Genomic DNA, 24,532 nt, shown 5'->3' with positions numbered 1-24,532 from the left:
AGTACCACGTCAGGGTCGCAGGCGGTCTGCGGTGAACAACCACGTGGTGGAGGTGTCATGAGACGACGCAGCCGTCGGACGGCCGCCCTGGGACTGGCGTTGGGTGTGGCTGTGGGGACCGTCGGTCCGGCTCTTGCAGGTGGTGCGCTGACCCCGATCGCATTCGGCGATACACCGAACCATTCGGTGAGTACCAGGCACTTCGAGGCGACCGGTGAGGACGGTGCGCCCTGCGACGTCGTCGCCGACGTCTACGTCCCCGCCGGGGTGGACTCGGCGCACCGCGCGCCGGCGATCCTGACCACCAATGGTTTCGGCGGCTCCAAGAATGACCTGAAGCCGATGGCCGAGATGTTCACGCGCCGCGGCTATGTGGTGCTGGCGTACTCGGGACTCGGCTTCGGCGGATCGGGATGCCGCATCAGCTTTGACACCCCCGATCCGGATGGCCGAGCCGCCGCACACCTCGTCGACTATCTCGGCGGAAAGGCCAACGCCTACCTCGATGCCGCACACACCCAGCGTGCGCCCGCCCTGGATGTGGTGATGCGCGACGCGGTGGCGCATGACGGCCGCGCGCATCCGAATGACCCGCGGGTCGGCATGGTCGGCGGTTCCTACGGGGGACAAGTCCAATTCGCCGCCGCGGCGATGGATTCGCGGATCGACACCATCACCCCGATGGCCACGTGGAATGATCTGTCCTACTCGCTGGCGCCCAACAACACCGGCCAGACAGTGGGCGTCTCGACCCGGGTCCCCGGAGCGCCGAAGACCAATTGGGATGCGTCCCTTGTCTTCGCGGGCGTGGCGTCGGGGTTCGCCCATGGCGACGTCGACCCGACGCGACTGACCGGCTGCCCCAACTACCCGACGCAGATCTGCACCGCGGTGACGCAGGCGGTGACGACGGGTGTCGTCACGCCGGACGTGGTGGCACGGCTGCGGGCCGGGTCGGTGGCAAGTTATCTCGATCGGATTCGCATCCCCACGCTGCTCCTCCAGGGCCAGAGTGACACCTTGTTCAATCTGAACGAGGCCGTCGCCACCTATCGTGGGCTGACCTCGCGGGGCGTCGACACCCACATGATCTGGATGAGCGGTGGTCATTCCGCTCTGCCGGAGACCGGAGATTACGTCGAGAACGCCCCCGATCCCGCCACCCAGTACGTCACGCGCAGGATCGTGGCGTGGATGGATCACCACCTCCGGGGAACAACGGCATCGCCGGGACCGCGATTCTCCTACTTCCGCAACTGGATCCGCGTCGACGGTGACACCGAGCCCGCCTACGCCTACGCCGACTCCGCCGATGTGGGATCGGCACTGACCTATCGGCTCTCGTCCACCGATCGGCTGGCGACCCAGGGGGTGCGTACGCGTCCGGGCACCGCGCGGTTCGTCACACCTCCGTGGGGTCTGCCGACCACCCACGACCATCCCGATTCGCTCGGCTTGATCAGCGTGCCGGAACGGGATGTGCCGGGAACCGCCGCAATGTGGGATTCCGCGGCACTGGCGCAACCGCTCGACGTGGTCGGTTCGCCACGCGTCGCGGTGCGGGTGAGTACCACGGTCCCGGTGAACATGCCCGCCGAGAGGCAACTCGTGCTGTTTCTCCGGATCGTCGACGTGGACGCGGTCGGCAACGCGACGACGGTCGGGAATCTGGTGGCGCCGGCACGTATTGCTGATCCCTCGCGGCCGGTCACCGTCACCATGCCCGCCATCGTGCACCGCTTCGAGACCGGGCATCGGCTACGCCTGGTGATATCGGGAGGATCGACCAACTATCGGGGCGGCCAGGACTCGCTACCGGTGGCGATTCCCGCGGGTGACGGGCAGACGGTGACGGTGCCCGTCATCGGCGGGGCGTGACATCAGGGGCGGGCGGGGTCATCGTCACACCCGATGGACCGGCAGTTGCTGCGCCCGATCAACACCCTGGTCGACGCGTGCCCACGCGATGGGGTCACCGTCACCACTGCTCCGCGGCCGTCTGCCGGGGTTTCCCGACGACGGATATCGGGTGGATGTGGTTGTGTGAAACCCATGGGGGACCGCTGGACGACCGATCAGGTGCTGGGTTCGGCGCCCGACGCGTCATCGGCCACGGCAGGGCAGAAGCTCGCCACACCGACCCCATGGACCGATCTGGGCGCCACCGACCTGCTGGTCTGGGGCCTGTGCAAGGGCAGCGGGAAGACGCCGTATCAGACCATCGTCGAGCTCGCGTCACCCGCGTACAAATGTTCGTGCCCATCGCGGAAGTTCCCCTGCAAACACGCCCTCGGCCTGCTGCTGCTGTGGGCGCAGCACGAGGTACCCGACGCTCCCGAACCGTCCGATTACGCCGCGACCTGGCTCGCCGGACGCGTGGAACGAGCCGAGAAGAAGACCGCGGAGCCGGCCGCACCCAAGGACCCCGAACGCGCCGCGAAGACCGCCGCGCAACGCGTCGACCGCGTCCGCGGCGGCATCGATGAACTCCAACTCTGGCTCACCGATCAGGTCGGTCACGGCCTCGCCGGATCGGAGGCCGACGCCTACAGCCGCTTCGACGCCGTCGCTGCGCGCCTCGTCGACGCCCAGGCGCCCGGACTCGCCGCCAGAATCCGCCGACTCCCCGGCCTGTTCTACGGAGGTGACGACGACGCCGTCGACTGGCCCGGCCGGCTCCTCGAGGACTACGGCCGCCTCTGGTCACTGACCACCGCGCACCAGCGCATCGACCAACTGCCCGACGACCTCGCCGCCACCGTCCGACGCCACGTCGGCTACCCGGTCGCCAAGGCCGACGTCCTCGCCACCGACGGCATCACCGACCTGTGGCTCTGCCTCGGTCGCCGCGACACCGACGAAGATCACCTCCAGAGCCGCCGCACCTGGGTGTGGGGTGCCGGCACTTCTCGCTTCGGCATGCTGCTCGACTACGCACCCACCGGGGCCACCCTGCCGGTACGACCTGTCCCCGGCGCCACGATCGCCACCACCATGCACTTCTACCCGGGCACGCCCGCACTGCGCTGCCTCTACGACGACTCGACACCCCCATCCGAGCAGCTGCCCCCGCATCTCGACCCGCTGGACACGGTGCAGCCGATGACGATTGCCGATGCCCGACGCGCCCGTGCCCGCGCGATCGCCGACGATCCGTGGGCGTTGAGTTGGCCCGTGCTCATCTGCGGCCGCCTCGGGCGAACCGCGTCCGACACGCCCGCACTCATCGATGCCACCGGCTCGGCCATCCCGGTTGCCGAGATCGGCGACGCCTGGCCGCTGTTGCTCGCCGTCACCGGTGGCCGGCGGATCTCGGCGTTCGGGGAACTCGGACCAGGTGGCCTCGACGTCGCGTCGGTGATCTGCGACGGTGAGGTGATCGCGCTGTGAGCACCTGGGACGAGGTGGTCTCCGCGGCGCTGGTCGGCGTGCGCAGTCGACCGGTCACTGCGGCGGGAGCCGATCCGGTCATCGCGGTGCACCTGCCGGATTCTGATGCAGCGCAAGGTGATCCGGCCGACCTTGCTCTGCAGATGGCGTCGCTCACCGCCGCGGCCCGTGCCGCCTGCGGACCAGAGTCGGTGTCAGCGGAGCCGATTCCGGTGGCGCCGGATGATCCGCGCGGGGCCATGCCGCAATTGGTGTCCACCTATGCCGTCCGTGCCATGGAGATGACGCCGCGGATGGCCGAGTGGTGTCTGACCCTGCTGGCCGACTCGGGGTTACGACCCCCCGCGACACTTCTGCCGTACCTGCTGTCGCGGACCGCGCGGCAAGCAACGTTGCGACCGGCGATCTCCACCATCGTCGGACCTCGCGGGCGCTGGCTCGCGTACCAGGCGCCGGAACTCAAAGCAGTGCTCGATGATTCATCCCTCGTGAGCGCTCCGCCCGATCCGTCAGCGTGGACGCACGGCGAACCCGCCGAACGTGTCGCCTACCTGACGGCGTTGCGTGAACGTGATCCCGGTGCGGCGCGTGAACTCCTGGCCGCCGGCTGGAGCGGGGAATCGGGGACCGACCGGGAGTTGCTGCTACCGATCATGTTTCGTCGGGCCTCGCTCGACGACGAGACGTTCCTCGAGGCTGCACTCGATGATCGGCGCGGGAAGGTCCGGGCAGTCGCGGCCGATGTTCTCGATCGGGTGGACGGGTCGGCGCATCGGGGGCGGTTGGTGCAGGCGGCGGTGGGGGCTATGGAGTGGGTGGGGGGAGAGTCGGGCTTGGTGCTGCGGTCCAGTGGCCTCGACCTCGACAAGCTCGGCCCGGCGGATTCACCGCTCGCTCGTGACGGCATCAACCTCACCACACCCAAGGGCGTGGCGCTGCAGGATCATGTTCTGGCGCAACTGCTGTCGCGCATCCCGCCGCTGCATTGGGAGCAGCAGTTCGGTCGGGCGCCCGAGACGATCGTTGCCGCAATCGACTCCGACGAGGCCGCGATCGCACAGGGACTGTGTTCCGCCGCCGTCACGTTCGAGGACCGACGTTGGGCCACCGCACTCATGACCCATCCCGGCGCGTCCGCCCGGGTCATCGCCCTCGCCGACCCCGAGGCCGTGGTGCGCGCCTTCCCCACGCTCGCAGCGGAACGGCAACTGGTCGGACTGCACGCGCTGCCCGCACCGTGGTCGGACCAGATGGCGCGCCACGCACTGCGGCTGCTGGACTCGATGCTCGCCAACGCCCGCGTCGTCCGCGGGAACGTCCTCAACCTGTTCGACCTGATGTCCACCGGACTGCCCGCCACCGACGACTTCCAGTCGATGATCACCGTTGTGCGGGAACGCCATCCGCACGCCACCATCCCCTGCGCAACGCTATCCGAAGCCCTCCGTATCCGATCCGTCCTCATCAGGGAGCTGCCATGACCACCGATGACAACCTGCTGCGCCCGCACGCCGAACAGCTCTACGCCGACGAACTGGCGGCACTGGCGCGCGACGACACCGCCGCCCGACCGGCCAACTGGTTGTTGAGCCCATCGGCGGTGGTCACCTACCTGCTCGGCGGCACCCTCGATGACGGCACCGAGATCACGCCCAAGTACATCGGGCCGCGTCGCCTCATGGAGGTCGCCGTCGCGACCCTGGCCACCGACCGCGCGCTGCTGCTCCTCGGTGTGCCGGGCACCGCGAAAACCTGGGTGTCCGAACATCTCTCCGCCGCCATCAGCGGCACCTCGACGTTGCTGGTGCAGGGCACCGCCGGCACCCCGGAAGAAGCGATCCGTTACGGCTGGAACTACGCCCGCCTCATCGCCGAAGGACCGTCCACCGACGCGCTGGTGCCCTCGCCGATCATGACCGCGATGCAGGAAGGCAAGATCGCCCGCCTGGAAGAGCTCACCCGCATCCCGTCGGACGTGCAGGACGCCCTCATCACCATCCTGTCCGAGAAGACCCTCCCCATCCCCGAACTCGGCCGGGAAGTGCAGGCCACCAAGGGATTCAGCGTCATCGCCACCGCCAACGACCGCGACCGCGGCGTCAACGATCTCTCCTCGGCGCTGCGTCGACGCTTCAACACCGTCGTCCTGCCGTTGCCGGCCACCGCGGACGAAGAGGTCTCCATAGTCACGCAACGTGTTGCGGCACTGGGAAAGTCGCTGGATCTGCCGGAGTTGCCGTCGGCGGCCGAGGAGATCCGGCGCGTCGTCACCGTCTTCCGCGAACTGCGTTCCGGTGTCACCGAGGACGGCCGCGCCAAGGTCAAACAACCCAGTGGCACGCTCTCCACGGCCGAGGCGATCTCGGTGATCACCCACGGCATCGCCATGTCGGCGCACTTCGGCGACGGCGTCCTCCGCCCCGCCGACACCGCCGCCGGCATCCAGGGCGCCGTCATCAAAGACCCCTCCGCCGACGCCGTCGTCTGGACCGAGTACCTGGAAAGCGTTGTCCGAGAGCGCGATGACTGGGCCGACTTCTACCGCGCTGCCCGTGGGTCGCTGCGCTGACGATGTCCGTGACCACCGCCGAATCCGCTCTCGGGGCCACCGACACGGTGGCGCCGGGCACCTACGTGCTCGGCATCCGCCACCACGGACCGGGATCGGCGCGCGCCGTTGTCAGTGAACTGCACCGCATCCAACCCGACGTCGTCGTCATCGAGGGACCGGCCGACGCGTCGGATCTCATTGCGGCGGTGATCGACCCCGGAATGGCGCCACCGGTCGCGCTGCTCGGCTACGCCGCCGACGACCCGTCGCGCGCCGCGTTCTGGCCGTTCGCCGAGTTCTCCCCCGAATGGCAGGCCATGCGCTGGGCGGTGGCCCACGCGGTGCCTGTCGAATTCTGCGACCTCGCCACCTCCATGGTGCTCGCCCACCGTGCAGAGACCGCCGACGCCTCCCGTGAGATCGACGCGCCCCGCGAAGTGGATCCGCGCCGCGCCGACCCCATCGGTGCCCTCGCCACCGCCGCCGGATACAGCGACCCGGAACGCTGGTGGGACGACGTCATCGAAACCCGGGGTGAGGGTGGCGGTTTCGCGGCCATCACCGAGGCGATGGCCGCGCTGCGGGAAGATGACTTCCTGCAGGCCACCGACGACTCCGACCCCGAAGCCCGGCACGAGGCCCGCCGCGAAGCCCACATGCGCCAAGCGATCCGCAAGGCCCTCAAACGCGACGGAGTGCACCGCGTCGCCGTCATCTGCGGTGCCTGGCACGCACCCGCCCTCGCCGGGAAACTCCCACCCGCAGCCGCCGACACCCGAACCCTCAAGGGCACACCAAAACTCCGCAGCCGCCTCGCCTGGGTGCCCTGGACACACTCCCGCCTGGCCACCGCCTCCGGTTACGGCGCGGGCGTCATCTCACCCGGCTGGTATCACCACCTGTTCACCACCGACGACGACGTCATCGTCCGCTGGCTCATCCACCAGGCCAACCTGTTGCGCGACAAGGACATCGATGTGTCCTCGGCGCACATCATCGAAACCGCGCGCCTCGCCGAGACGCTCGCCGTGCTGCGGCGCAGACCCCTCGCCGGCCTCGCCGAGATCAACGAGGCCACCCTGTCGGTCATGTGCCACGGCGACACCGCCCTCGCCGACCTCATGCACCGCGAAGCCGTCATCGGTGAACGGCTCGGTGCCGTCCCCGACGACGCCCCCGTCGTCCCCCTGCAGGCCGACGTCACCGCCACCGCGAAAACGGCTCGCCTCAAAGTGGATCCGGTCGCCAAAGAACTCGTCCTCGACCTCCGCAGGACGGCCGACAAGGCGAAATCGCTGCTGCTACACCGACTGCAGATCCTCGGCGTCGACTGGGGCACCCCCAACGAGGTCACCGGCACCGGCACCTTCAAGGAGGGCTGGATTCTGCAATGGCGCCCCGACTACGTCATCGACATCGTGATGGCCTCGGTGTGGGGCACCACCGTGTACGGGGCCGCCGCGGCGAGGGTCACCGATCAGGCGAGCACCGGCGAGTCCCTCGGCACGGTCACCGGTGCACTCGAATCCGCATTGCTCGCCGAACTCGTCGACGTCATCCCGGCCATTCTCACCGCACTGCGCGACCGCGCCGCGGTCAATCATGATGTCGCCCAACTGATGGAGGCACTCCCGGCACTCGGGCGTGCCCAACGCTACGGCGACGTCCGCGGCACCGATACCGCCGCCCTCGGCCTGGTCGCGTCGTCGCTGCTGACACGTGTGTGCGTCGGCATCCCGGCCGCGATCTCCAGCCTCAACGACGACGCCGCGAAGGAGTTCAAGGAGCGCCTCGACGCCGTCCACGAGGTGGTGGCACTCCTCGACACCGACGACCGGCAGCGGTGGACCGGGGCACTGCGCACCATCGCCGACCGCACTGACGTCAACGGACTCCTCGTCGGCCGCGCCACCCGGCTCCTCCGCGACGGAGGGCACATCGAGAGTGCCGACGCCGCAACACGACTCCAGTTCGCGCTGTCGACGGGCGCGACACCGACCGCCAAAGCGCAATGGATTGACGGCTTCCTTGGCGATGGCGGCCTGCTCCTCGTCCACGATCGCGACCTCCTCGTCATCCTCGACGGCTGGCTCACCGGCCTCGGCGACGACGACTTCACCGACGTCCTCCCGTTGCTGCGCCGGACCTTCGGGGTGTTCGAGCCGTCGGTGCGTCGCAACATCGGCAACCGCGCTGCCGCCCTCGACCGGCAGCGATCCGCTCCTGTCCCCATCGCCACCACCTTCGACGCCGAGCTCGCCGCACCCGCGGTGGCCGTCGTCGCCGGAATCCTGGGATTGCCATGACCGACAACAACATTGAATCAGACAGTGCCGCGGCCGATCGCGATCGCCGGTGGCGACTCGTCCTCGGCGACCCGGCCGCCGACGATTTCCCCGCCCTCGGCGGCGCCGACCTCGCCATGGACAACGCACTCGCCGCGCTGTATGACGCCAACGGCGGCGGCTCTCGCAAAGGGGGACTGGGCAAGTCGGCGCCGTCGGTCGCGCGGTGGCTCGGCGACATCCGGGAGTACTTCCCGTCCACCGTGGTCCAGGTGATGCAACGCGACGCCGTCGAACGCCTCAATCTCTACGCCCTGCTCACCGAACCCGAACTGATCGACAGCATCGAACCCGACATCGACATGGTGACCACCCTGATCGGGCTCGGCCGTGCCATCCCCGCGAGTTCCAAGGCGTCGGCACGGGCGCTCGTCCGCAAGGTCGTCGACGAGGTGGAACGCCGTATCGCCGACCGCACCCGCAGTGCGGTCGGTGCCGCCCTCGACCGCGCCGCCCGGGTGAACCGGCCGATGCTGCGGGACATCGACTGGAACGCCACCATCGGCCGCAACCTGCACAACTATCTGCCCGAACAGAAAACCGTTGTGCCCGAACGCCTCGTGGGCCATGGCCGCCGAGCGCAGGTGGTCAGCAAGGACATCATCCTCGCGATCGACCAGTCCGGGTCGATGGCCAGATCGATTGTGTACGCATCGATCTTCGGTGCGGTGATCGCCACCATGCGCTCGGTGCGGACCTCCCTCGTCGTCTTCGACACCGAGGTCGCCGACCTCACCGACGAACTCGACGATCCCGTCGACGTCCTCTTCGGCGCCACCCTCGGTGGCGGCACCGACATCAACCGGGCCATCGCCTACTGCCAAAGCCTCGTCGCCCGCCCCGAGCACAGCATCTTCGTGCTCATCTCCGACCTGTACGAGGGCGGCGTGCGCGACGAGATGCTCAAGCGCGTCGCGCAGATGCGCGCCGACGGCATCACCGTGGTGGTGCTGCTCGCGCTGTCCGACGAGGGCGCACCGTCCTTCGACCGGGACATCGCCGCCGCGTTGGGCGCCATGGGCGTGCCCGCCTTCGCGTGCACTCCCGACGCCTTCCCCGACCTGCTGGCCGTCGCGATCAACCGCGGCGACATCGTCGGCTGGGCCGATGCCAACGAACTGTCGCAGCGGGGGATGGAGGGATAGGCGCCGCCCGGCGCCCGGCGTCCGGGGTACAGAGTCGACGGCAAACGGACAATTCTCGCCCACGTTTTCCGGACCGGAATTGTCGGCGTCGACTCTGACCTGCGCTGTAGCACCCCTGGGACGGGCATGGCTGCCCACAGCGTCGTGGAGCTGACACGGTGGTCATGTGTCTGTTGGGGGCACATCTCTCATCATGAGGAGTGGAACACATGTCAATGGGCAGTCTCTAGGTATGGTCGACAACGCGAAGAATCGGGCCCCGATTTCCACGGTCGCATTTGTTGTGATGATCGGCTGGGTCGCTTTGGGTGCCACGGGCACGTCGCGGTGGAAAGTCGGCATTGGGCTGGTCGTCGCAGTCGGAGTCTTCTTTGGCGGGATGTGGCTGTATGACACGCCGGCCCCGGACGACTCCTGGCCACCCGACGATCGGTCCGACACTTGACCGTCAGCCGGCTATGAGGCGAGCGTCGGGCGCGGTAGCACCGTTACCGGGAGGTGACTCTGCGTTGATCGCCATGTCGGTTGGGCAACAGACGCATTGGAGTGGTGGTGCGGTTCGGCGCGCCGCTCAATCCTGAGATCCATGTCCCTCAAGAAGAATGACACCGTCGAATGGAATACCTCCCAAGGACCCACCCACGGCACGGCGCGCGAGAAACGTACCTCGCCCTTCACCTTCGAGGGCCAGAAGTTTGTCAAGGGACAGCGGGAAGTGCCCGCAGGCGGTCGTGGAAACTGCCCGTAGGCGGTCACGAGGGGGTGCCCGGTGGCGGACATGAATCTGCCCGCTGGTCCGCCACCGGGGGATGTCAGTTCAGCGCGGTGACCCCCTTTCCGGCCAGGGCTTGGGCCAGGCGCACGGAGTCGCCGCTGGTCTGGCAGAGGTGGGCGTGGTGCAGCAGCCGGTCCACGGTCGCGGTCGCGAGCGTTTTGGGCATCAGCTCGTCGAAACCGGATGGGTGCAGGTTGGAGGACACAGCGACGGATTTGCGTTCGTAGGCGGCTTCTACGACCCGGTAGAGCCCTTCTGCGGCGTCAGCTCCCACCGGCAGCAGGCCAACATCATCGATGACGACGAGTTCGGCGCGCACGATCTTGGCGATGGCCTTGCCAAGGGTGTCATCGGCGCGGTGGGCGCGGACCAGGGTGCCGAGTTGTTCGAGACTGAACCATGCTACGGGCATGCCGGCCTCGATCACTTTCTGCCCGAGCGCTTCGAGGAAGAACGTCTTGCCGGTGCCTGCGGGCCCGCACACCACGAGATTCTCGCGTCGCTGCACCCATTCGAGGGTTTGCAGGGCGTGCTGGGTGGGCACCGGGATCGAGGACGCGGTCTCGTCCCACACGTCAAAGGTCTTGCCGGTCGGGAAGTTCGCCGATTTGCGGCGTGAGGCCAACATCGATCGGGCGCGGCCTGCGGATTCTTCGGCGAGGAGCGCTTTGATCACTTCGGCGGGGTCCCAGCGTTGTGCGCGGGCGGTGGCCAGCACGTCACCGGCGATCGCGCGGGCATGCGGCAGCCGCAGTTGCCGCATCAACGTTTCGACTTCTGCAGGCAACATCGTTGTTGTGGTCATCGTGTTTCCTCCTCGTCGAGATCAGTGCCGTCGATAGTGTTGTTGCCCAACATGTTCCAGCCCTTTGTTCCTTGGGCCAGGGAGGTGTTCTCCGAGGCCTGGTGCCGCGTCGGGTCGAGGTCTTTGGCGGCCAGGATCGAGTCGAGATCACCGGTGGCGAATCGGCCGTGCACCGCGGCATGACCCAACGCCCAGTCCACATCCGAAGTGGTATGCAAGGCGGCCAGTGATACGGCATGGCGCATCTTCTCTCGCATGCGTTCGGTGCCGACGGCGGCGGCTTCTTTCAACCACAATCCGGCGCCCTCGCCGATCGCCAGGAACGCGTGGTCGTCGGCGTTGCGTGCCCGAATCCGGTAGTCGCCGGGGATTTTCGGTTCATGGTCGGGGAAATGGGCGTCATCGATCGCCGGGGTACCGCGGGTGGTACGGCGGTGCCGGGCCACCTCGGCCGGTCCGCCGTCATCGAGCGCGCACACGATCACCTCATCGGTGGCTGGGTGATGACGCACCCACACCGATTGACCCAATAGCATTGCCGGAACAGAGTATTGACAGTGGTCGAACGAAATCATCGGCGTGTTGCGGGGGACCTGGCGAGTCACCCCCAACCCGGTGGTGTGCGGCAGATCGGGGATCGGATGCAGTCGGGTGCGTTCGGCGGCGAGCATCTCGATCGGACGTCGCCCTGTGGTGCGGTGCTCCCGATCATTGACCTCACCCATGAACTGCTCACACGCGGCCACGACATCGGCGAACGACCCGTAGGCGTCGAGCAAGTTGGTGTCGGTCGGCACGATATCGGCCTTGGCCAGTTTCACCGCGTTCTCCACCCCACCCTTGGTGGCCGGGTCGGCCGGCTCACAGGTAAGCACCGTGACGCCGTAGTAGCGGCCGAACGACACCGCCTGCCGGTTACGGACCGGCACCCCCGCGATATGGCCGGTGGTGACAGTTTTCTCGTTGTCGGTCAACACATACGACGGGGCGCCACCGAGAATGCGGAACACCCGATCCAGACCGGCGAACACGCTCGGCGCGGTCCGGTCGTGCAGCGCGATCACCACCCGGTAGCGGCACCACGCCAGCCATGCCACCAGTAGCACCACCTTGCGGCCATCAACAACCGGCCCGTCGCCGAAGTCGTACTGCACCCACAGACCGGGTTCGGTCACCCACGGCCGGTGCACCCGCGTATTACCCACGCGCCATTGGGCTTTCACTTCCGCGACCGCACGCCGTGTGGTACGTTCATTCCCTGTATAGCCAAGGGCCACAAGCTTTTCGTGTGCCTTGTCGGCGCGGATCTTTCCGTGCGTGTCCTGCACCCACCCCTCGATATGGGGCAGGTAGTCGTCGATCAATCGGGCGCGACGCACCGCCGGCGCCAGCCCGGCCGCACGGTCGTCAACCGCCCGTTTCACCGTGTGATGGCTGCAACCGCACAACTCGGCCGCAGCCCGATACGACCCCGTCAGGTCGTAGGCATTGAGTATGTCCATGAGTTCTCCGTCAGACTTCAAGAAGGGTCTCTCCCGTGAGTGAGTTCGATACGACTAGGCATCGCTATCGAAGCCACGGGAGAGACCCGCACAGCGCAGACGCGCCGCCGGATGAGACAGGTGTGGGCAAAATCGTGTCCGCCAACGGGCACTTTCCTGACCGCCTGTGGGCAGTCCTTATTGGCCGTCAGTGGGCACTTTCGTGACCGCCCATGGGCAGTTTTTCATGTCCGCTGACAGAAGTTCAACGCGAGCGACGACGACCCCTACTGGATCGTCGAATCCGACAAGACCGGGGCGAAGGCGGCGCACAAGGAGTCGTCGTTGACGAAAAAGTCACAGTAGACCGGTGCATGCCAGCCCGTCCTCAGTCACTGGCTCAGCTAACAGATCGTCCTGACCTGCGGTTTAACGCCCGAGCTACTCGAGGAATGACTGAGGACGGGCGGGAGCACTGGAAGACAGCGATCGTGGGCCTCGGACGAAGTCGTTGCACCGTCCACGGACCGATGCAACGCCGCCCGGTACCCTGCGGCACGTGGCACCACCTGTCCTGATCGCCTCCGACGCCGACCTCCGCCGTGTGTTCGGTGCGACGACGCTGCAGCGTGCCATGCAGTACCGGCGCAGCGGGATGATCCGGCGATACGGGTGGTCGCACCAGGGCCTGGTCTTGTCCGGCACGTGCCGGGGCACCAACCGCGCCGAGTATCAGGTGTCGGTGACGTTCCGCGGAACACCATCGATGGCCACCCTTTCGGAAACCCGATGCAGCTGCCCGGTCGGGATTCGTTGTAAGCACGCGGCCACCTTGATCCTGGTCGCGATCCAGGATTCGCAGCGTGCCGGCCCGATCATCGCGAAGGCGGCACCGGCGCCGGTCGCCCCGACCTGGCGCGCCGCCCTGAGTGGCGTCATCGGCACAACCAGCAACGAGTCCGAACGCCGGCCGCTGGCCCTGATCGTCGGGCGTGGTGAGCCGTCGCGGTTCATGCCCGAACCCGGCCTGCACGTTCGGCCGATGGTGATGGGCAAGCGCGGCCAGTGGATCAAGACCGGTGGGACCTGGCAGGACGTCCTCTTCACGCACAACACCGAACTCGACGTCGCGCACTGTGACGCCCTGCGCACGATCTATCAGGTGCTGCACCGCAACAGCTACGTCAGCAATCCCGACACGCTGTCGCTGACGAATGCGCCGCGATCTCTCTGGCCGGCGCTGCGCAACGCCGTCGACGCCGGGGTCACGCTGATCCCGCAGACCACGCGCAGCTTCTCCGTCACGAAGGTCCGATTGAGTTCGGCGACAATCGATTACGACGTGACGAAGGACGACGACGGCGCACGGGTGAGTGCGGTCATCCGGGTCGACGGCACCGCCGTCGAGCCCGGAATGGTGTCCTTACTCGGCACCGCCGGGCCCCAACGGCACGGACTCTCCTACATCGCCGACGACACCCTGACACTCGCCGGGTTCACCGAGCCGGTGCCGAGTCTCGGCGAGGTCGAGTTCGCCACCCGGGTCCGCACCGTGACCGTGCCCGAATCGGATCTGCCAGAGTTCGCGTTGGAGTTCCTGCCCCGCATCGAACGCCGACGCGCCGTGGCCGTCGACGACGGCCTGCTCACGCCGCCGACGATCACCGGGCCGGTCGCCGTGCTCACCCTCAGTGATGCCGGTGATCATCATCGGTACACCTGGAGTGTGGGCTACCTGGTCAACGACAAGCGACACGTCTTCGACGTCAACGAACCGATCGGCGCCATCCCCTACCGCGACGCGACAGCCGAAGCGGCACTGTGGAAATCGATCCGCTCCGAGCTGCTCCTGCTGGCCACGACGACCGCCCACTGGGTGATGTCGGCGCGGGTCTCGTGGCGTGCGGAAACCGTGAGTCACCCGGGTCCGCGCGCGCAGGAGGCGGTCACTCTTCTCGACCAGGTCCTGGCCGACGAGATCGGCATCGGGGACCTCCCGGAGCACATCCTGCGGACGGCGGCGGATATGCGCCCGGTGGACGCGGCATTCATCACAACCGAGATCCTCCCGGAACTCGAGCAGGAGCCGAACATCCTGATCGACAACAGGATCGCCACCGACTACCACTACCTGGACGCGACGCCGGAGATCCGATTCGGTGCCGGTGAGGACGGCACCGGCAACGACTGGTTCGCCCTCAATGTGGCGGTGACCGTCGGGGACCGGGAGATCCCATTGCGACAGCTCATCTCCGAACTCGCGATGGGGTCGTCGTTCATCGTCCTCGACGACGGCGCCTACGTCGGCGTCGACACCCCGGAGTTGCGACGCCTGTCCGAATTACTCTCCGAGGCACGGCAACTCGGCGAGATCGAGAACGACCGGGTGAACACGTCGTCGATGAACGCGACATTGTGGGAGGAACTGCTCGAACTCGGTGTCGTCGATGCGCAACTCAAGGCGTGGCAGGCCCGGATGGCCAAACTGGCCGCGGCCAAACCCCCTCGGCGAGTGGCGACTCCACGTACCGTGAAGGCGACGTTGCGTGACTATCAGAGGGACGGCCTCGACTGGCTGAGCTTCCTCGCCGACAACGATCTCGGCGGAATCCTGGCCGACGACATGGGTCTGGGCAAGACGCTGCAAACGCTGGCGTTGATGGCGCGGGCGGCCAAGAAGAACCCCGACGTGCGTTACCTGGTGATCGCGCCGACGAGCGTTGTCCCGAACTGGGTGGCCGAGACCCGACGCTTCGTCCCTTCGCTGCGGGTCACGTCGATCGTCGCGACCGAGGCCAAGTCGGGGATACCGACTGCCGAGGCGGTCGGCGACGCGAACGTCGTGGTCACCTCCTACACGTTGCTGCGGTTGATGTTCGACGACATCAGCGAATTCTCTTGGGATGGAGCGCTGTTCGACGAGGCGCAGTTCATCAAGAACCACACCGGTAAGACCCACCAGTGCGCCCGCCGGTTGGACGCGCCGTTCAAACTGGCGATCACCGGTACCCCGATGGAGAACAATCTGATGGAGCTGTGGGCGCTGCTGTCGGTGACCGCTCCGGGATTGTTCCCGTCCCCCAAGGCTTTCGAGACCTACTTCCGCAAACCCATCGAGTCCGGTGAGGAGTCGGGCCGGATGGACACGCTCCGCCGCCGGATGAAACCGGTCATGCTGCGCCGCCGCAAGGACCAGGTGGTTCTGGACCTGCCGGCGAAGCAGGAGCAGGCGATGATGCTGGAACTCGCTCCCCGGCACCGCAAGATCTATGACACCCGGCTGGCCCGGGAACGCCAGAAAGTGTTGGGACTGCTCGGTGATTGGGAGAAGAACCGCTTCCAGGTGTTCCGGTCGCTGAGTCTGCTGCGCCAGCTCAGTCTGCACGCCGGACTGGTCGACGAGACGAACGGTGGAGTCGAATCGGCGAAGGTCGAGTTCCTGATGGAGAGTCTGCCGGAGCTGATCGCCGAAGGGCACAGTGCGTTGGTGTTCAGTCAGTTCACCGGATTCCTCGCCATCGTCCGTGCGCACCTCGCCGACGCCGGGATCGCCTACAGCTACCTCGACGGCAGCAAGACGGCACGTGAACGTGCTTCTGCCATTGCCGAATTCACCTCGGGTGGAACGCAGGTGTTTCTGATCAGCTTGAAGGCCGGTGGATTCGGTCTGAATCTGACCGAGGCAGACTATTGCTTCGTGTGTGATCCGTGGTGGAACCCGGCGGCCGAGGCGCAGGCCATCGACCGTGCACATCGGATCGGTCAGCAGCGTCCGGTCACCGTGTATCGGTTGGTGTCCTCGGACACCATCGAGGAACGTGTTGTGGCACTGCAGGATCGAAAGCGCGCACTGTTTGACGCGGCCATCGACGAGGGGGAACTGTTCGGTACCGCCATCACCGCGTCCGACATCCGGGAGATGTTGGGCTGAGCCGTTGTGGCGACATCCGTTATGGCGCATCGGATATCGCCGCTAGTGTATATCAGGGACTTTCGTCCCTACTGAAAGTGGCGCACCTTCAGTAGAATTGATGATGACAGAGAGGGAATCCCGGTGGTGCGTAGGAGTTTCGAAGACCCCGCCACGGGCGAGTCCATCCCGATCTGTCGAATCCGTTGATTGCCACGGTAAGTCGCGCGGCGAGGGTTTGTCTTCCCTTCCGTGCGGTCGGGGTACGAGGTACACGAACGTTCTCAACGGATTCCTGCATCACTCGACGCAGATGATGTCGTTGGATTCCTACGGCTGTCAGTCCTTGTGATGGACAGCTGAGCTCGTCGTCGGGGGAGTCCAGCGCCGCATCCTGCGCTCCCGTGTTGGGCGGCACGTGTTCCCGGGTGTGCATTCGTCTCCGACTCGGCTGCAGTCGTATGACTGCAGCCGAGTCGGTTGTGTTCGGCCCACGTCGTCGAGGCCGATCCGTGCGCCACCGGTTCTGTCGGTGCTTCCTCGTACAGTGGCCACCATGACCGATCACCTTCCCTTTGTGCGTTCCGACCTCGTGGGTTCCTGGCGCATCACCGAGATGAGCGAGTGGGACCAGGACACCATCGACCTGATGGGGCCGGCGTTCATCATCTTCGACGACCATGGCCTGGGTTTGCTGGGATTCATCGCGGTCGAAGGCGGAATCGACTGGGAGCCGCCCGGTGACCGTGACCCGTCGCGGGTCGACTTCACGTGGGTCGGATTCGACGACAACGACGAAGCGAGCGGCGCCGGGTGGGTCACGTTCGTCGAACCCACGGTGATCGCCGGCCGCATCACCTTCCACCAGGGCATGCGCAGCACGTTCCGGGCGGTTCGCGACGAATCTGTGGGTCCGCGATGAGTGAGTACCAGTACTACGAGTTCGTCGCGATCGATCGGCCGCTCGGCGACGAGGAGCAAGCGCAGATGCGTGGGCTGTCGTCACGTGCGGACATCACCGCCACCAGCTTCGTCAACGAGTACGACTACGGCGACTTTCGGGGCAGCCCAGGGCAATTGATGGGACTGTGGTACGACGCGCACCTGCACGTCACCAGTTGGGGTACCCACCGGCTGATGGTTCGGATCCCGATCGCGCTGGCGGATTTTGATGCGTACGAAAGCTACATCGTCGACGGTGAGGTCGATATCTGGTCGACCGACGAGCACGTCATCATCGATCTGACGAGCAACGACGAGGGCGACGACTACGATCTCGACGCACCCGCGATGCTGTCGTCGATGGTCGGAATCCGCGGGGAACTCGCCGCCGGTGATCTCCGGGCGCTGTATCTGGGCTGGCTTGCGGCGCAGAGTCGCCCGTTTCGGTGGGTGCGAGAGAACGGCGTCCTGATCGACGACGAGGACGAATCGACGCCGACGCCACCTGTTCCGCCCGGACTGCGGGCCCTCACGTCGCCGCAACGTGCACTGGCCCGTTACCTGCGTGTCGATGACGATCTGCTCCGAGCCGCCGCTGAGTCTTCCGCCGACATCGAGGACACCACCGACGAGTACGAGAGCTTTGTTCGAGGTCTTGCCGCGACGGAGAAGGACGCGCTGCTGGTCCGGGTGCTGCGTGACGGGCAGCGTCAGGTGCATCTCGAGTTGATGGGGCGGTATCGCGAATCGTTGCCGCGGGTCGACGCGCCCGCCGGGCCCCTCGTCGCCGAGCTCCTGCGGCGTGCCGACCAGCTCGCCACCACGCGGGAACGGTCGGCGGCGCGCAAACGTGCGCGGGAGAAGGCCCGGATCGAGCGCGAGCGGCTCGCCGCCCATGAGCGGCGGCTGGCCGAGTTGTCCGAGGACCGCGTGCGGAGCTGGTCGCGAGTCGAGGCGCACATGCAGGCCACCAAGGCCGCCGACTACGACTGCGCGGTCGCCCTGCTGACCGACCTGCAGGAGGTGTACCACCGCGGTGGTGACGACGACGAGTTCGTCGAGCGGGTCGCGGTCTTGCGAAATACGCACTCCCGCAAGGTGAGTCTGATGAAGCGACTTACGGACGCCGGGTTGTGATCGCCAAAGCGGACAGATCGAGTCGCAGGAGCGCGGTGCGGCGCAGCCCGGCCACATACAGGAATCCGCGGTATTCGACGGCGCCGGTCGCCATTTCGTAGTCGTCGCGGTGAGTGTGGATGTCGTCGATGACTTCACCGTCGGCGGTGATCGAACGAAGCCACACGATGTCGTCGGGACCGGGCATCAGCCGGTCGGGTAGGCGCCATGCGATCCGGCGGATCCAGCCGGGCAGTCGCCCGGAGCGGTCCAGGGATGCGCTGCGCGGGTTGGTGAGGGCGACCCAGGCGTGCCAGTCGCGGAATTGTGACAGGTTGTCGGGATAGCCGGGGAGGTTCTCGGCGAGGATGGTGCGACGCGCGTCGCTCAGGTTGACGCGGCTGAGTCGGTATCCGGCGGTTTCGACGAGGATCAGCGCGTCGCGGGACGGGGTGAGCGCGAGGCCGTTGGGGAAGTCGAGGTCGGTCAGGATGACCGACGTGGTGCCGTCGACGTCGTGGCGGAGCAGCCGCCCGGACGGGCGGTGCTCGAGGAACGCCCCGAGGTAGTGGTCGAAACCGAACCGTGTGGACGATTCGGTGAACCAGATCGCGCCGTCGGGGGCGAGCGCGGCATTGGAGCAGAAGTTCAGTGGCACACCGTCGATCTCGGACACGAGCGTCGTCACCGCGCCCGTAGCGACGTCGACCGACAGTAGGCCCCGGTAGGCGTCGCAGACGATGAGACCGTCGGGAGCCGGCTCGAGTCCGAGGGGGCGGCCGCCCGTGTCGGCGACGATGCGCGTCGTGTGGCCATCCGGATCGATCTGGACGATGCTGCCACCGTCCACACCGCAGTACAGCATTCCGTCGTGGCCGACGACGACGTCCTCGGGAAACCGGCCCGGCAGGGGAATGAAGTGCGCCGCCGGGAAAGGGCGCGAGGGTTCCGGTAGCGGAGGTGCGGCCGGCACCACCCGGCGCTGTGGTCGAAGTGGCGGTTTACGAGGCACGCGATTCGCCGACGTGCTCAGCGCGGAAGGCGTCGGCAAACCCGTCGGCCAACCCTTGTGCGCGTCGGTGGTACTCGTCGTTCGTCAGGTCGTTGCCCGGCGTCAGTCGCCGCGACGCGAGACGCGCGAGGGCGTCGGCACCCTCGTTCAGCAGGTGACCGCGATGGCCCGGCTGCCACACGATGTCGATGCGGTCGCGGTGCGTCTGGATGCGCCGCTGCGCCTGGACGAGGCCGGCCGGACCGTTACCACGGTCAGTGATGTAGCCGTCGGGGAGAACCGTGATGCCCGCAGCCCATTTGCGCACCATGGCCACGGCCAGTCGGCTGTCGGTGAGGATGGTCAACGGTGCGTGACGGATGGCCCGCACGGCGTCGTCGATCGCACGGAGCTCTGCGACGAGAACCGGGTTCGACCCGATCACCTTGCGGCAGTGCGAAAACCCGCGCAGACCGTACATGCCGTCGGTGGCGAGCCAGCCCCAGCCGGTGATGGACCCTCGGACCGATCCGTCGGTGGCGACCGTGACCGGCTCGAAATCCTGGACGCTCGGCGGCACCGGCGCCACTTCGGCGTTGATCCGCGTGTGGGCCTTGTGGAACAGGGCGGCGTCGGCGGGGGCTGCGAACTCGAGAAGCACCCCGGGAAGCAGCGTCTCGATCTCGATCTTGCTGCGCCACAGCAGGCTTCCGGCCGACAGCTGGACGGCGAACCGCAACCGTGGTTGCCCGACCGTCCGACGCCGGATGTCGACGAGGGCATCGAGGATCGCGACGTGGGTGCTCGGCGCGGACACCCGGCCGAGCCACTCCACGTCGGTGCCGGCGGCGCAGTAGACATACCGGGCGTCGGCAACCCGTTGAACGGCGAGCGCCACCGAGGTCATCGGTTGTGCCTCCGCCGGGCGCAGGCAGCCGATGTCGAGACGGGGACGACGCGTGGGCAGTGGAATCGGTGCGGGATGTGCGTTCGCGCTCTCCATGATTCGTTGTCCTCTCGTCGGGTGCTGCGTTCGATCATTCCCGCGTGTGATCATTCCATGGGGGTCCGACATTTTTGGGTTACGTGCGGCTGCGAACGTTCCGATGGCCGACGTCGCTTGACTCCGTGCGGACGCCGTCAGGACCGCACCTCTTGTGCTGTCGCTGACAGGGCCTTGTCGGTCAGTGTTGCCAGATCGGTGTAGGTGGTCGCGTCGCCGTCGACGAACGGCCAACCGTGCACGGCGTCGCGGTGGGTCCCCGACACCGCACTCGCACCCCACCGGGCTCCCAACAATCCGCCTGCGATGGCCGCGACGGTGTCGGTGTCGTCGCCGATACATATTGCGGTATACAGGGATTCGACAAGAGTCTGATGCGCATCCGCTGACGTGTGGGGTGTCTGCAGGACCGCCGCTGCCGCGGCCTGCAGCGCTCTGACCGTGAAGCCGTTGGGGGCGAACCCTGCCGGATCGCCGGTGGCGGCCTCGTCGAGCCACATCGACCACTGTTCGCGACGTTGCGAGGGCAGGAGGTCGAGTCCGGCGGGGATGTTGACGCGCCCCTCGCGGATGGCGACACGAATGGCCTCGCACCAGATGACGCACGAGTCACCGGCCAGTGCGTCGCTGTGGGTCAACCCGGCGACGGCGCGGGCGGCCTCGGCGAGGGTGGTGCGGTCGTCGAGGTGGGCGAGTGCGACGGGTGCGGTGCGCATGAGGGCGCCGTTGCCGGCCGAACGTGGATGCTCGGCGGCGTGGATCAGTGACTCCTCCCGCATGATCGCGCCGACCGGCGCGTCGGGATCGCCGTGCAGCCTGCGTCGCGTCGCCGACAGCACGGCGTAGGTCTGGTTGCCGATGTCCGGTGGGCAATCGCCCGGAAAGTCGTTGAGCCATCGCAGGAACTGGCGTGCGACCGCGTCGAGTCCGGCGTCGGAGGTGAGGTCGTGACCCTCGGCGGCGGCGGTCGCGATGGCGACGGCCATGGAGGTGTCGTCGCTCCATTCGCCCGGCTGATAGGAGCCGAGTCCGCCGCCGATCATCTCCGGGATGTCGGTGGGGCCGAGGCGTCGGCCGAACTCGTACGGGACGCCGAGGGCGTCGCCGACAGCGGTGCCCAGGAGGGTGCCGTGGGCGCGGTCGAGTTGAATGTCGGTGAGTGAGGGCATGTGGGTCCTCTCGCGGTGTGTGCTGTGGTGGGGTTTCGTCGTCGTGTCACCGGATCTCGACTCGGTGCTCGCCCTGGGGGCTCGCACCGCTCGACCGGCGAGATGGTGGTCTCGATACGCCGACTCGCAAGCTCGTCGGCTACTCGACCAGCGGCAGGCTACTCGACTGGCGGAAGGGAGGCGGGCCGACCAGCGGGGGCTGGGGAGGCGGGCCGACCAGCGGGGGTTGGGGAGGCGGGCCGACCAGCGGGGGTTGGGGAGGCGGGTCGGCAACAGGACGGTGCGGCCTACCCACGCCCCCGCTTGCGGTTGCTCTGCTGGTAGGAGTCGCGGGAACGCTTGGAGGCGTAACCGGCTCCCAGAGTGGATACTTCGGCCTCCAACTGATCCAGGAAGGCGATCTCGTCGGCGGCACCGACGACCGGGGGCGCGCCGGCCACGTCCATTGCGTCGAGGAAACTCGCCCGCGACCGGGCGAGGTACTCGAGTCCGGCTGCGGTGTCGCCGGACTCGTAGGCGCGCGACGCCTCCAGCTTCGCCTGTTGCCCTTCCTGATACAGCTTCTCCGACTGCACGGTGGGGTCGGGGATGCGGTCGCCGAGCTCGTCGCCGGGGACCACGTTCACCGAGATCGGCAGGGTCACCGTGTGTTCGGTGAGGGTCGCCGTCTCCACCCACCGCAGTTCGAGGGTCGCGATCTGGGCGAGACCCAACGCCGCGAGTCCGGTGACGCCCATGCGCAGCAACAACTTCCGACCTTCCTCGGCGTAGAGGTCGCCGAGCTCGATCATCACCTCTCCGTCGGCGGTCTGGTGTGCGGGCAGGTCGTTGTACAGCGACAGTTCGTTGACCTGCTCGACGTAGCGCACGGTGAGTGTGACGGCCTGGGCCGACTTCGACAGCAGCCCTTGCACTTCCGCACCGATGGCGGCGCCCGCGGCGTCGGGGTCATCGGCGAAGGTGTGATTGCCGTTGCCGGCTCGGGTGATCACCTCGAGCAGCGACTCGTCGTAGCCGCGTCCGTAACCGAGCGTGGAGGTCACGATGCCCTCGGCGGCGGCCTTGGCGGCGACGCTCGCGAACTCGTCGTGATCGCGGATACCCCGATTGATGTGGCCGTCACTGATGACGAGGACCGTCCCGCCGGAGATCCCGGCCACACCGGCGGCGCGACGCAGATCCTGCAAGCCGCGCAGGTATCCCGACGACAGGTCGGTGCAACCGCCCGGGGTGACGGCGCCGATCGCGTCGACGGCGCGCTGCTTGTCGGCCAGGGGTGCCGCGGGGACCACGACCATCGCGGCGTCGTCGAACGCCACGACGCCGAACACATCCTTCGGATCGAGCTGTGCGACAACACTTGTCAGCGCCTTCTGGGCGCCTTCCAGCGGCGGTCCGGACATCGAGCCGCTGCGGTCGAGCACGATCTGCAGTGCGGTCGGTGGGCGCGGCGCATCGGCGGCCGGCGCTGCGGGGGCCTGCAGTTCGAGCATGACGGTCACCTCGTCGGCGGTCTCGTGGGCGACGACATCGACATCGAGGGCGGCGGAGAACTTCATGGTCTGACTCCTTCTCTCCGCCCCGGCGTCCGACCGAGGCGACTTTGCGCATTTCTGAGATTACTACTTTGCGCAGATTCTCGCATAGGGTGTTGGCGTGGCTGCTGCGCGAACCAGTCGATTGACCGACTATCCGCGACCCAGTGTCGCCGTCGACATCGCTGTGCTCAGCGTGGTCGATGCGGCCCTGTGCGTGGTCGTGCAACGCGACGGCCACGGCACCGCGATGCTGCCGGGGCGATTCATCCGCGAACGACGCACCGTCGCCGATACCGTCGGCGAGGTACTCCAACTCAAACTGGGGCTCTCGCCCGATCACATCCACCCGCACCTGCTGCGGGTGTTCGATGACCCTGATCGAGATCCTCGGGGGTGGACGATCTCGATCGCGCACGCCGTCGCACTGCCTGCCGCGCAGCTGACGGATGTGGTCGGTGAGCTGATGCCGGTGACTCCCACCGGGGCGCTCGCCTCAGGAGAAGCGTTGCTCTACGACCACACGCAGATCATTGCAGCCGCCACCGACAGTCTTCGGGAACGCTACGAGGACCGCCCGGATCCGGACAACCTGCTGCCGCAGCCCTACACCCTCAGTGAACTGCGCGAACTCCACGAGGCCATCCTCGGCAGGCAGCTGATGCGGGATTCATTCAACCGACGGGTGCAGCCTCTCCTGGCACCGCAGACCGACGCGACCGGGTCGCCGGTCACCCGGGCGGCCGGGGGCCGCCCGGCACGCCTGTACGCCAAGGACGGACCACCGACCGCGACCTTCGGATGGAAGCTGCCCAGCAGGGACGACGGATGAGCAACCGGCACTCAGACTCCCGGCTCTCAGACTCCCCGCACCCGCACCCCCGGCGTCGGCGCATCGTGGTCGCCGCGATCGGGGTGCTGGTCGTCGTGGTGATCGCAGCGGTCTGCTGGGCGGTTGCACACCGAGACTCCGGCGCCAAGAAGTCCGAGTCCGTCACCGCGTGTGAGGCGGCGCTCCGGCACGAGGTCGCCGCGGAGTATCAGCAGAACAACGGGATCGACGCCGGTGCCGCCGCCGACCGGGCGGCCGCGGTGCGCTTCAGTGGTGGGGATGTCCGGAAGACCATCATCAGCGAGGACCTCCAGATCGCGATCAGCAGCGACGGTCGTCGGGACTCCGACGTCGACACGGTCTGGGAGATGTCGACCACGGTCACCATTCCCCAACCGCTACCGAAGAATTCGAGCTACGCGCCGACGGACTCCGCGAGTTGCGTCATGACCGTGTACACCGACGGCACGATCAGCGTCAGCAACCAGGAGATCACCGCACCCGTGGGATGGTCGACGCCCTACACGCCGTGATGGTCGTGG

The 24,532-nt window shown here is 67.3% G+C and carries 18 protein-coding genes and 2 pseudogenes; 14 read left to right on the top strand and 6 right to left on the bottom strand.

Features of this window, described 5'->3' with window-relative positions; all coding sequences use genetic code 11:
- The first annotated feature begins 57 nt into the window (after positions 1-57).
- The 8 genes and pseudogenes from ABLE94_RS19955 to ABLE94_RS19920 form a co-directional block, all read left to right on the top strand.
- Positions 58-1,878, top strand: coding sequence for a CocE/NonD family hydrolase (locus ABLE94_RS19955; protein ID WP_348809625.1), 1,821 nt, complete (start codon positions 58-60; stop codon positions 1,876-1,878).
- A gap of 174 nt (positions 1,879-2,052) precedes the next feature.
- Positions 2,053-3,390, top strand: a complete 1,338-nt coding sequence (locus ABLE94_RS19950) for an SWIM zinc finger family protein (protein ID WP_348809658.1) — start codon at positions 2,053-2,055, stop codon at positions 3,388-3,390.
- Entirely contained in the window at positions 3,387-4,871 is a 1,485-nt protein-coding gene (locus tag ABLE94_RS19945; RefSeq protein ID WP_348809624.1) for a DUF5691 domain-containing protein, read from the top strand. Before ABLE94_RS19950 ends, ABLE94_RS19945 begins: the two co-directional genes overlap by 4 nt.
- A complete protein-coding gene (locus ABLE94_RS19940) occupies positions 4,868-5,959 on the top strand; it encodes an ATP-binding protein (RefSeq protein ID WP_348809623.1) in 1,092 nt (363 codons plus the stop codon). The genes ABLE94_RS19945 and ABLE94_RS19940 overlap by 4 nt, the downstream gene beginning before the upstream one ends.
- 2 nt (positions 5,960-5,961) lie before the next feature.
- Positions 5,962-8,247, top strand: coding sequence for a DUF5682 family protein (locus ABLE94_RS19935; protein WP_348809622.1), 2,286 nt, complete (start codon positions 5,962-5,964; stop codon positions 8,245-8,247).
- Entirely contained in the window at positions 8,244-9,431 is a 1,188-nt protein-coding gene (locus ABLE94_RS19930) for a VWA domain-containing protein (RefSeq protein ID WP_348809621.1), read from the top strand. The genes ABLE94_RS19935 and ABLE94_RS19930 overlap by 4 nt, the downstream gene beginning before the upstream one ends.
- A 232-nt stretch (positions 9,432-9,663) precedes the next feature.
- Positions 9,664-9,876 carry a hypothetical protein gene (locus tag ABLE94_RS19925; RefSeq protein ID WP_348809620.1) on the top strand — a complete coding sequence of 71 codons (213 nt, stop codon included), beginning with the start codon at positions 9,664-9,666 and terminating at the stop codon, positions 9,874-9,876.
- Positions 9,877-10,017: 141 nt separating this feature from the next.
- A pseudogene (locus ABLE94_RS19920) lies at positions 10,018-10,146 on the top strand (HVA1 family protein); the annotation flags it as partial.
- A 97-nt stretch (positions 10,147-10,243) separates the two neighbouring features.
- On the opposite strand, the gene istB reads toward ABLE94_RS19920, so the two are convergent.
- The gene (gene istB, locus ABLE94_RS19915) at positions 10,244-11,011 is read right to left on the bottom strand and encodes an IS21-like element helper ATPase IstB (protein WP_348809619.1); all 768 of its coding nucleotides are present in this window, start codon (positions 11,009-11,011) and stop codon (positions 10,244-10,246) included.
- A complete protein-coding gene (gene istA / locus ABLE94_RS19910; protein WP_348809618.1) occupies positions 11,008-12,534 on the bottom strand; it encodes an IS21 family transposase in 1,527 nt (508 codons plus the stop codon). The genes istB and istA overlap by 4 nt, the downstream gene beginning before the upstream one ends.
- 216 nt (positions 12,535-12,750) lie before the next feature.
- On the opposite strand from istA, the pseudogene ABLE94_RS19905 reads away from it, so the two are divergent.
- The 4 genes and pseudogenes from ABLE94_RS19905 to ABLE94_RS19890 form a co-directional block, all read left to right on the top strand.
- A pseudogene (locus tag ABLE94_RS19905) lies at positions 12,751-12,858 on the top strand (hypervirulence associated TUDOR domain-containing protein); the annotation flags it as partial.
- Between the two features lie 268 nt (positions 12,859-13,126).
- Complete coding sequence (locus ABLE94_RS19900) at positions 13,127-16,423, top strand: DEAD/DEAH box helicase (protein ID WP_484494647.1); 3,297 nt, start codon at positions 13,127-13,129, stop codon at positions 16,421-16,423.
- A gap of 535 nt (positions 16,424-16,958) precedes the next feature.
- Complete coding sequence (locus ABLE94_RS19895; protein ID WP_348805737.1) at positions 16,959-17,324, top strand: hypothetical protein; 366 nt, start codon at positions 16,959-16,961, stop codon at positions 17,322-17,324.
- On the top strand, positions 17,321-18,481 hold the full coding sequence (locus ABLE94_RS19890) for a hypothetical protein (protein ID WP_348805736.1): 1,161 nt from the start codon (positions 17,321-17,323) through the stop codon (positions 18,479-18,481). The genes ABLE94_RS19895 and ABLE94_RS19890 overlap by 4 nt, the downstream gene beginning before the upstream one ends.
- On the opposite strand, the gene ABLE94_RS19885 is transcribed toward ABLE94_RS19890, so the two are convergent.
- The 4 genes from ABLE94_RS19885 to ABLE94_RS19870 all read right to left on the bottom strand — a co-directional run bounded on the left by ABLE94_RS19885 (position 18,462) and on the right by ABLE94_RS19870 (position 23,182).
- Entirely contained in the window at positions 18,462-19,433 is a 972-nt protein-coding gene (locus ABLE94_RS19885; protein ID WP_348805735.1) for an SMP-30/gluconolactonase/LRE family protein, read from the bottom strand. The genes ABLE94_RS19890 and ABLE94_RS19885 overlap by 20 nt on opposite strands.
- A 28-nt stretch (positions 19,434-19,461) precedes the next feature.
- Positions 19,462-20,454 carry a ribonuclease HI gene (locus tag ABLE94_RS19880; protein WP_348809616.1) on the bottom strand — a complete coding sequence of 331 codons (993 nt, stop codon included), beginning with the start codon at positions 20,452-20,454 and terminating at the stop codon, positions 19,462-19,464.
- A 137-nt stretch (positions 20,455-20,591) separates the two neighbouring features.
- Positions 20,592-21,623: an ADP-ribosylglycohydrolase family protein gene (locus ABLE94_RS19875; RefSeq protein WP_348809615.1), complete on the bottom strand. Its 1,032-nt coding sequence runs from the start codon at positions 21,621-21,623 to the stop codon at positions 20,592-20,594.
- Positions 21,624-21,910: 287 nt separating this feature from the next.
- Positions 21,911-23,182: a vWA domain-containing protein gene (locus ABLE94_RS19870; protein ID WP_348809614.1), complete on the bottom strand. Its 1,272-nt coding sequence runs from the start codon at positions 23,180-23,182 to the stop codon at positions 21,911-21,913.
- A gap of 97 nt (positions 23,183-23,279) precedes the next feature.
- On the opposite strand from ABLE94_RS19870, the gene ABLE94_RS19865 reads away from it, so the two are divergent.
- Together ABLE94_RS19865 and ABLE94_RS19860 are read left to right on the top strand one after the other, a co-directional pair.
- A complete protein-coding gene (locus ABLE94_RS19865; RefSeq protein WP_348809613.1) occupies positions 23,280-23,990 on the top strand; it encodes an NUDIX hydrolase in 711 nt (236 codons plus the stop codon).
- Entirely contained in the window at positions 23,987-24,523 is a 537-nt protein-coding gene (locus ABLE94_RS19860; RefSeq protein WP_348805730.1) for a hypothetical protein, read from the top strand. The genes ABLE94_RS19865 and ABLE94_RS19860 overlap by 4 nt, the downstream gene beginning before the upstream one ends.
- Positions 24,524-24,532: the final 9 nt, after the last annotated feature.

The organism is Gordonia sp. VNK1 (assembly GCF_040049135.1).
Taxonomy (GTDB): Bacteria; Actinomycetota; Actinomycetes; order Mycobacteriales; family Mycobacteriaceae; genus Gordonia; species Gordonia oleivorans.
The sequence above is the reverse complement of the archived record's forward strand: the minus strand, read 5'-3'. Positions and strand labels throughout refer to the sequence as shown.

Coding starts and splice junctions, on each gene's coding strand:
- ABLE94_RS19955 (WP_348809625.1), top strand. CDS start 58: ATGAGACGACGCAGCCGTCGGACGGCCGCCCTGGGACTGGCGTTGGGT.
- ABLE94_RS19950 (WP_348809658.1), top strand. CDS start 2,053: ATGGGGGACCGCTGGACGACCGATCAGGTGCTGGGTTCGGCGCCCGAC.
- ABLE94_RS19940 (WP_348809623.1), top strand. CDS start 4,868: ATGACCACCGATGACAACCTGCTGCGCCCGCACGCCGAACAGCTCTAC.
- ABLE94_RS19935 (WP_348809622.1), top strand. CDS start 5,962: ATGTCCGTGACCACCGCCGAATCCGCTCTCGGGGCCACCGACACGGTG.
- ABLE94_RS19930 (WP_348809621.1), top strand. CDS start 8,244: ATGACCGACAACAACATTGAATCAGACAGTGCCGCGGCCGATCGCGAT.
- ABLE94_RS19925 (WP_348809620.1), top strand. CDS start 9,664: ATGGTCGACAACGCGAAGAATCGGGCCCCGATTTCCACGGTCGCATTT.
- istB (WP_348809619.1), bottom strand. CDS start 11,011: ATGACCACAACAACGATGTTGCCTGCAGAAGTCGAAACGTTGATGCGG.
- ABLE94_RS19900 (WP_484494647.1), top strand. CDS start 13,127: ATGCAGTACCGGCGCAGCGGGATGATCCGGCGATACGGGTGGTCGCAC.
- ABLE94_RS19895 (WP_348805737.1), top strand. CDS start 16,959: ATGACCGATCACCTTCCCTTTGTGCGTTCCGACCTCGTGGGTTCCTGG.
- ABLE94_RS19890 (WP_348805736.1), top strand. CDS start 17,321: ATGAGTGAGTACCAGTACTACGAGTTCGTCGCGATCGATCGGCCGCTC.
- ABLE94_RS19880 (WP_348809616.1), bottom strand. CDS start 20,454: ATGGAGAGCGCGAACGCACATCCCGCACCGATTCCACTGCCCACGCGT.
- ABLE94_RS19875 (WP_348809615.1), bottom strand. CDS start 21,623: ATGCCCTCACTCACCGACATTCAACTCGACCGCGCCCACGGCACCCTC.
- ABLE94_RS19870 (WP_348809614.1), bottom strand. CDS start 23,182: ATGAAGTTCTCCGCCGCCCTCGATGTCGATGTCGTCGCCCACGAGACC.
- ABLE94_RS19860 (WP_348805730.1), top strand. CDS start 23,987: ATGAGCAACCGGCACTCAGACTCCCGGCTCTCAGACTCCCCGCACCCG.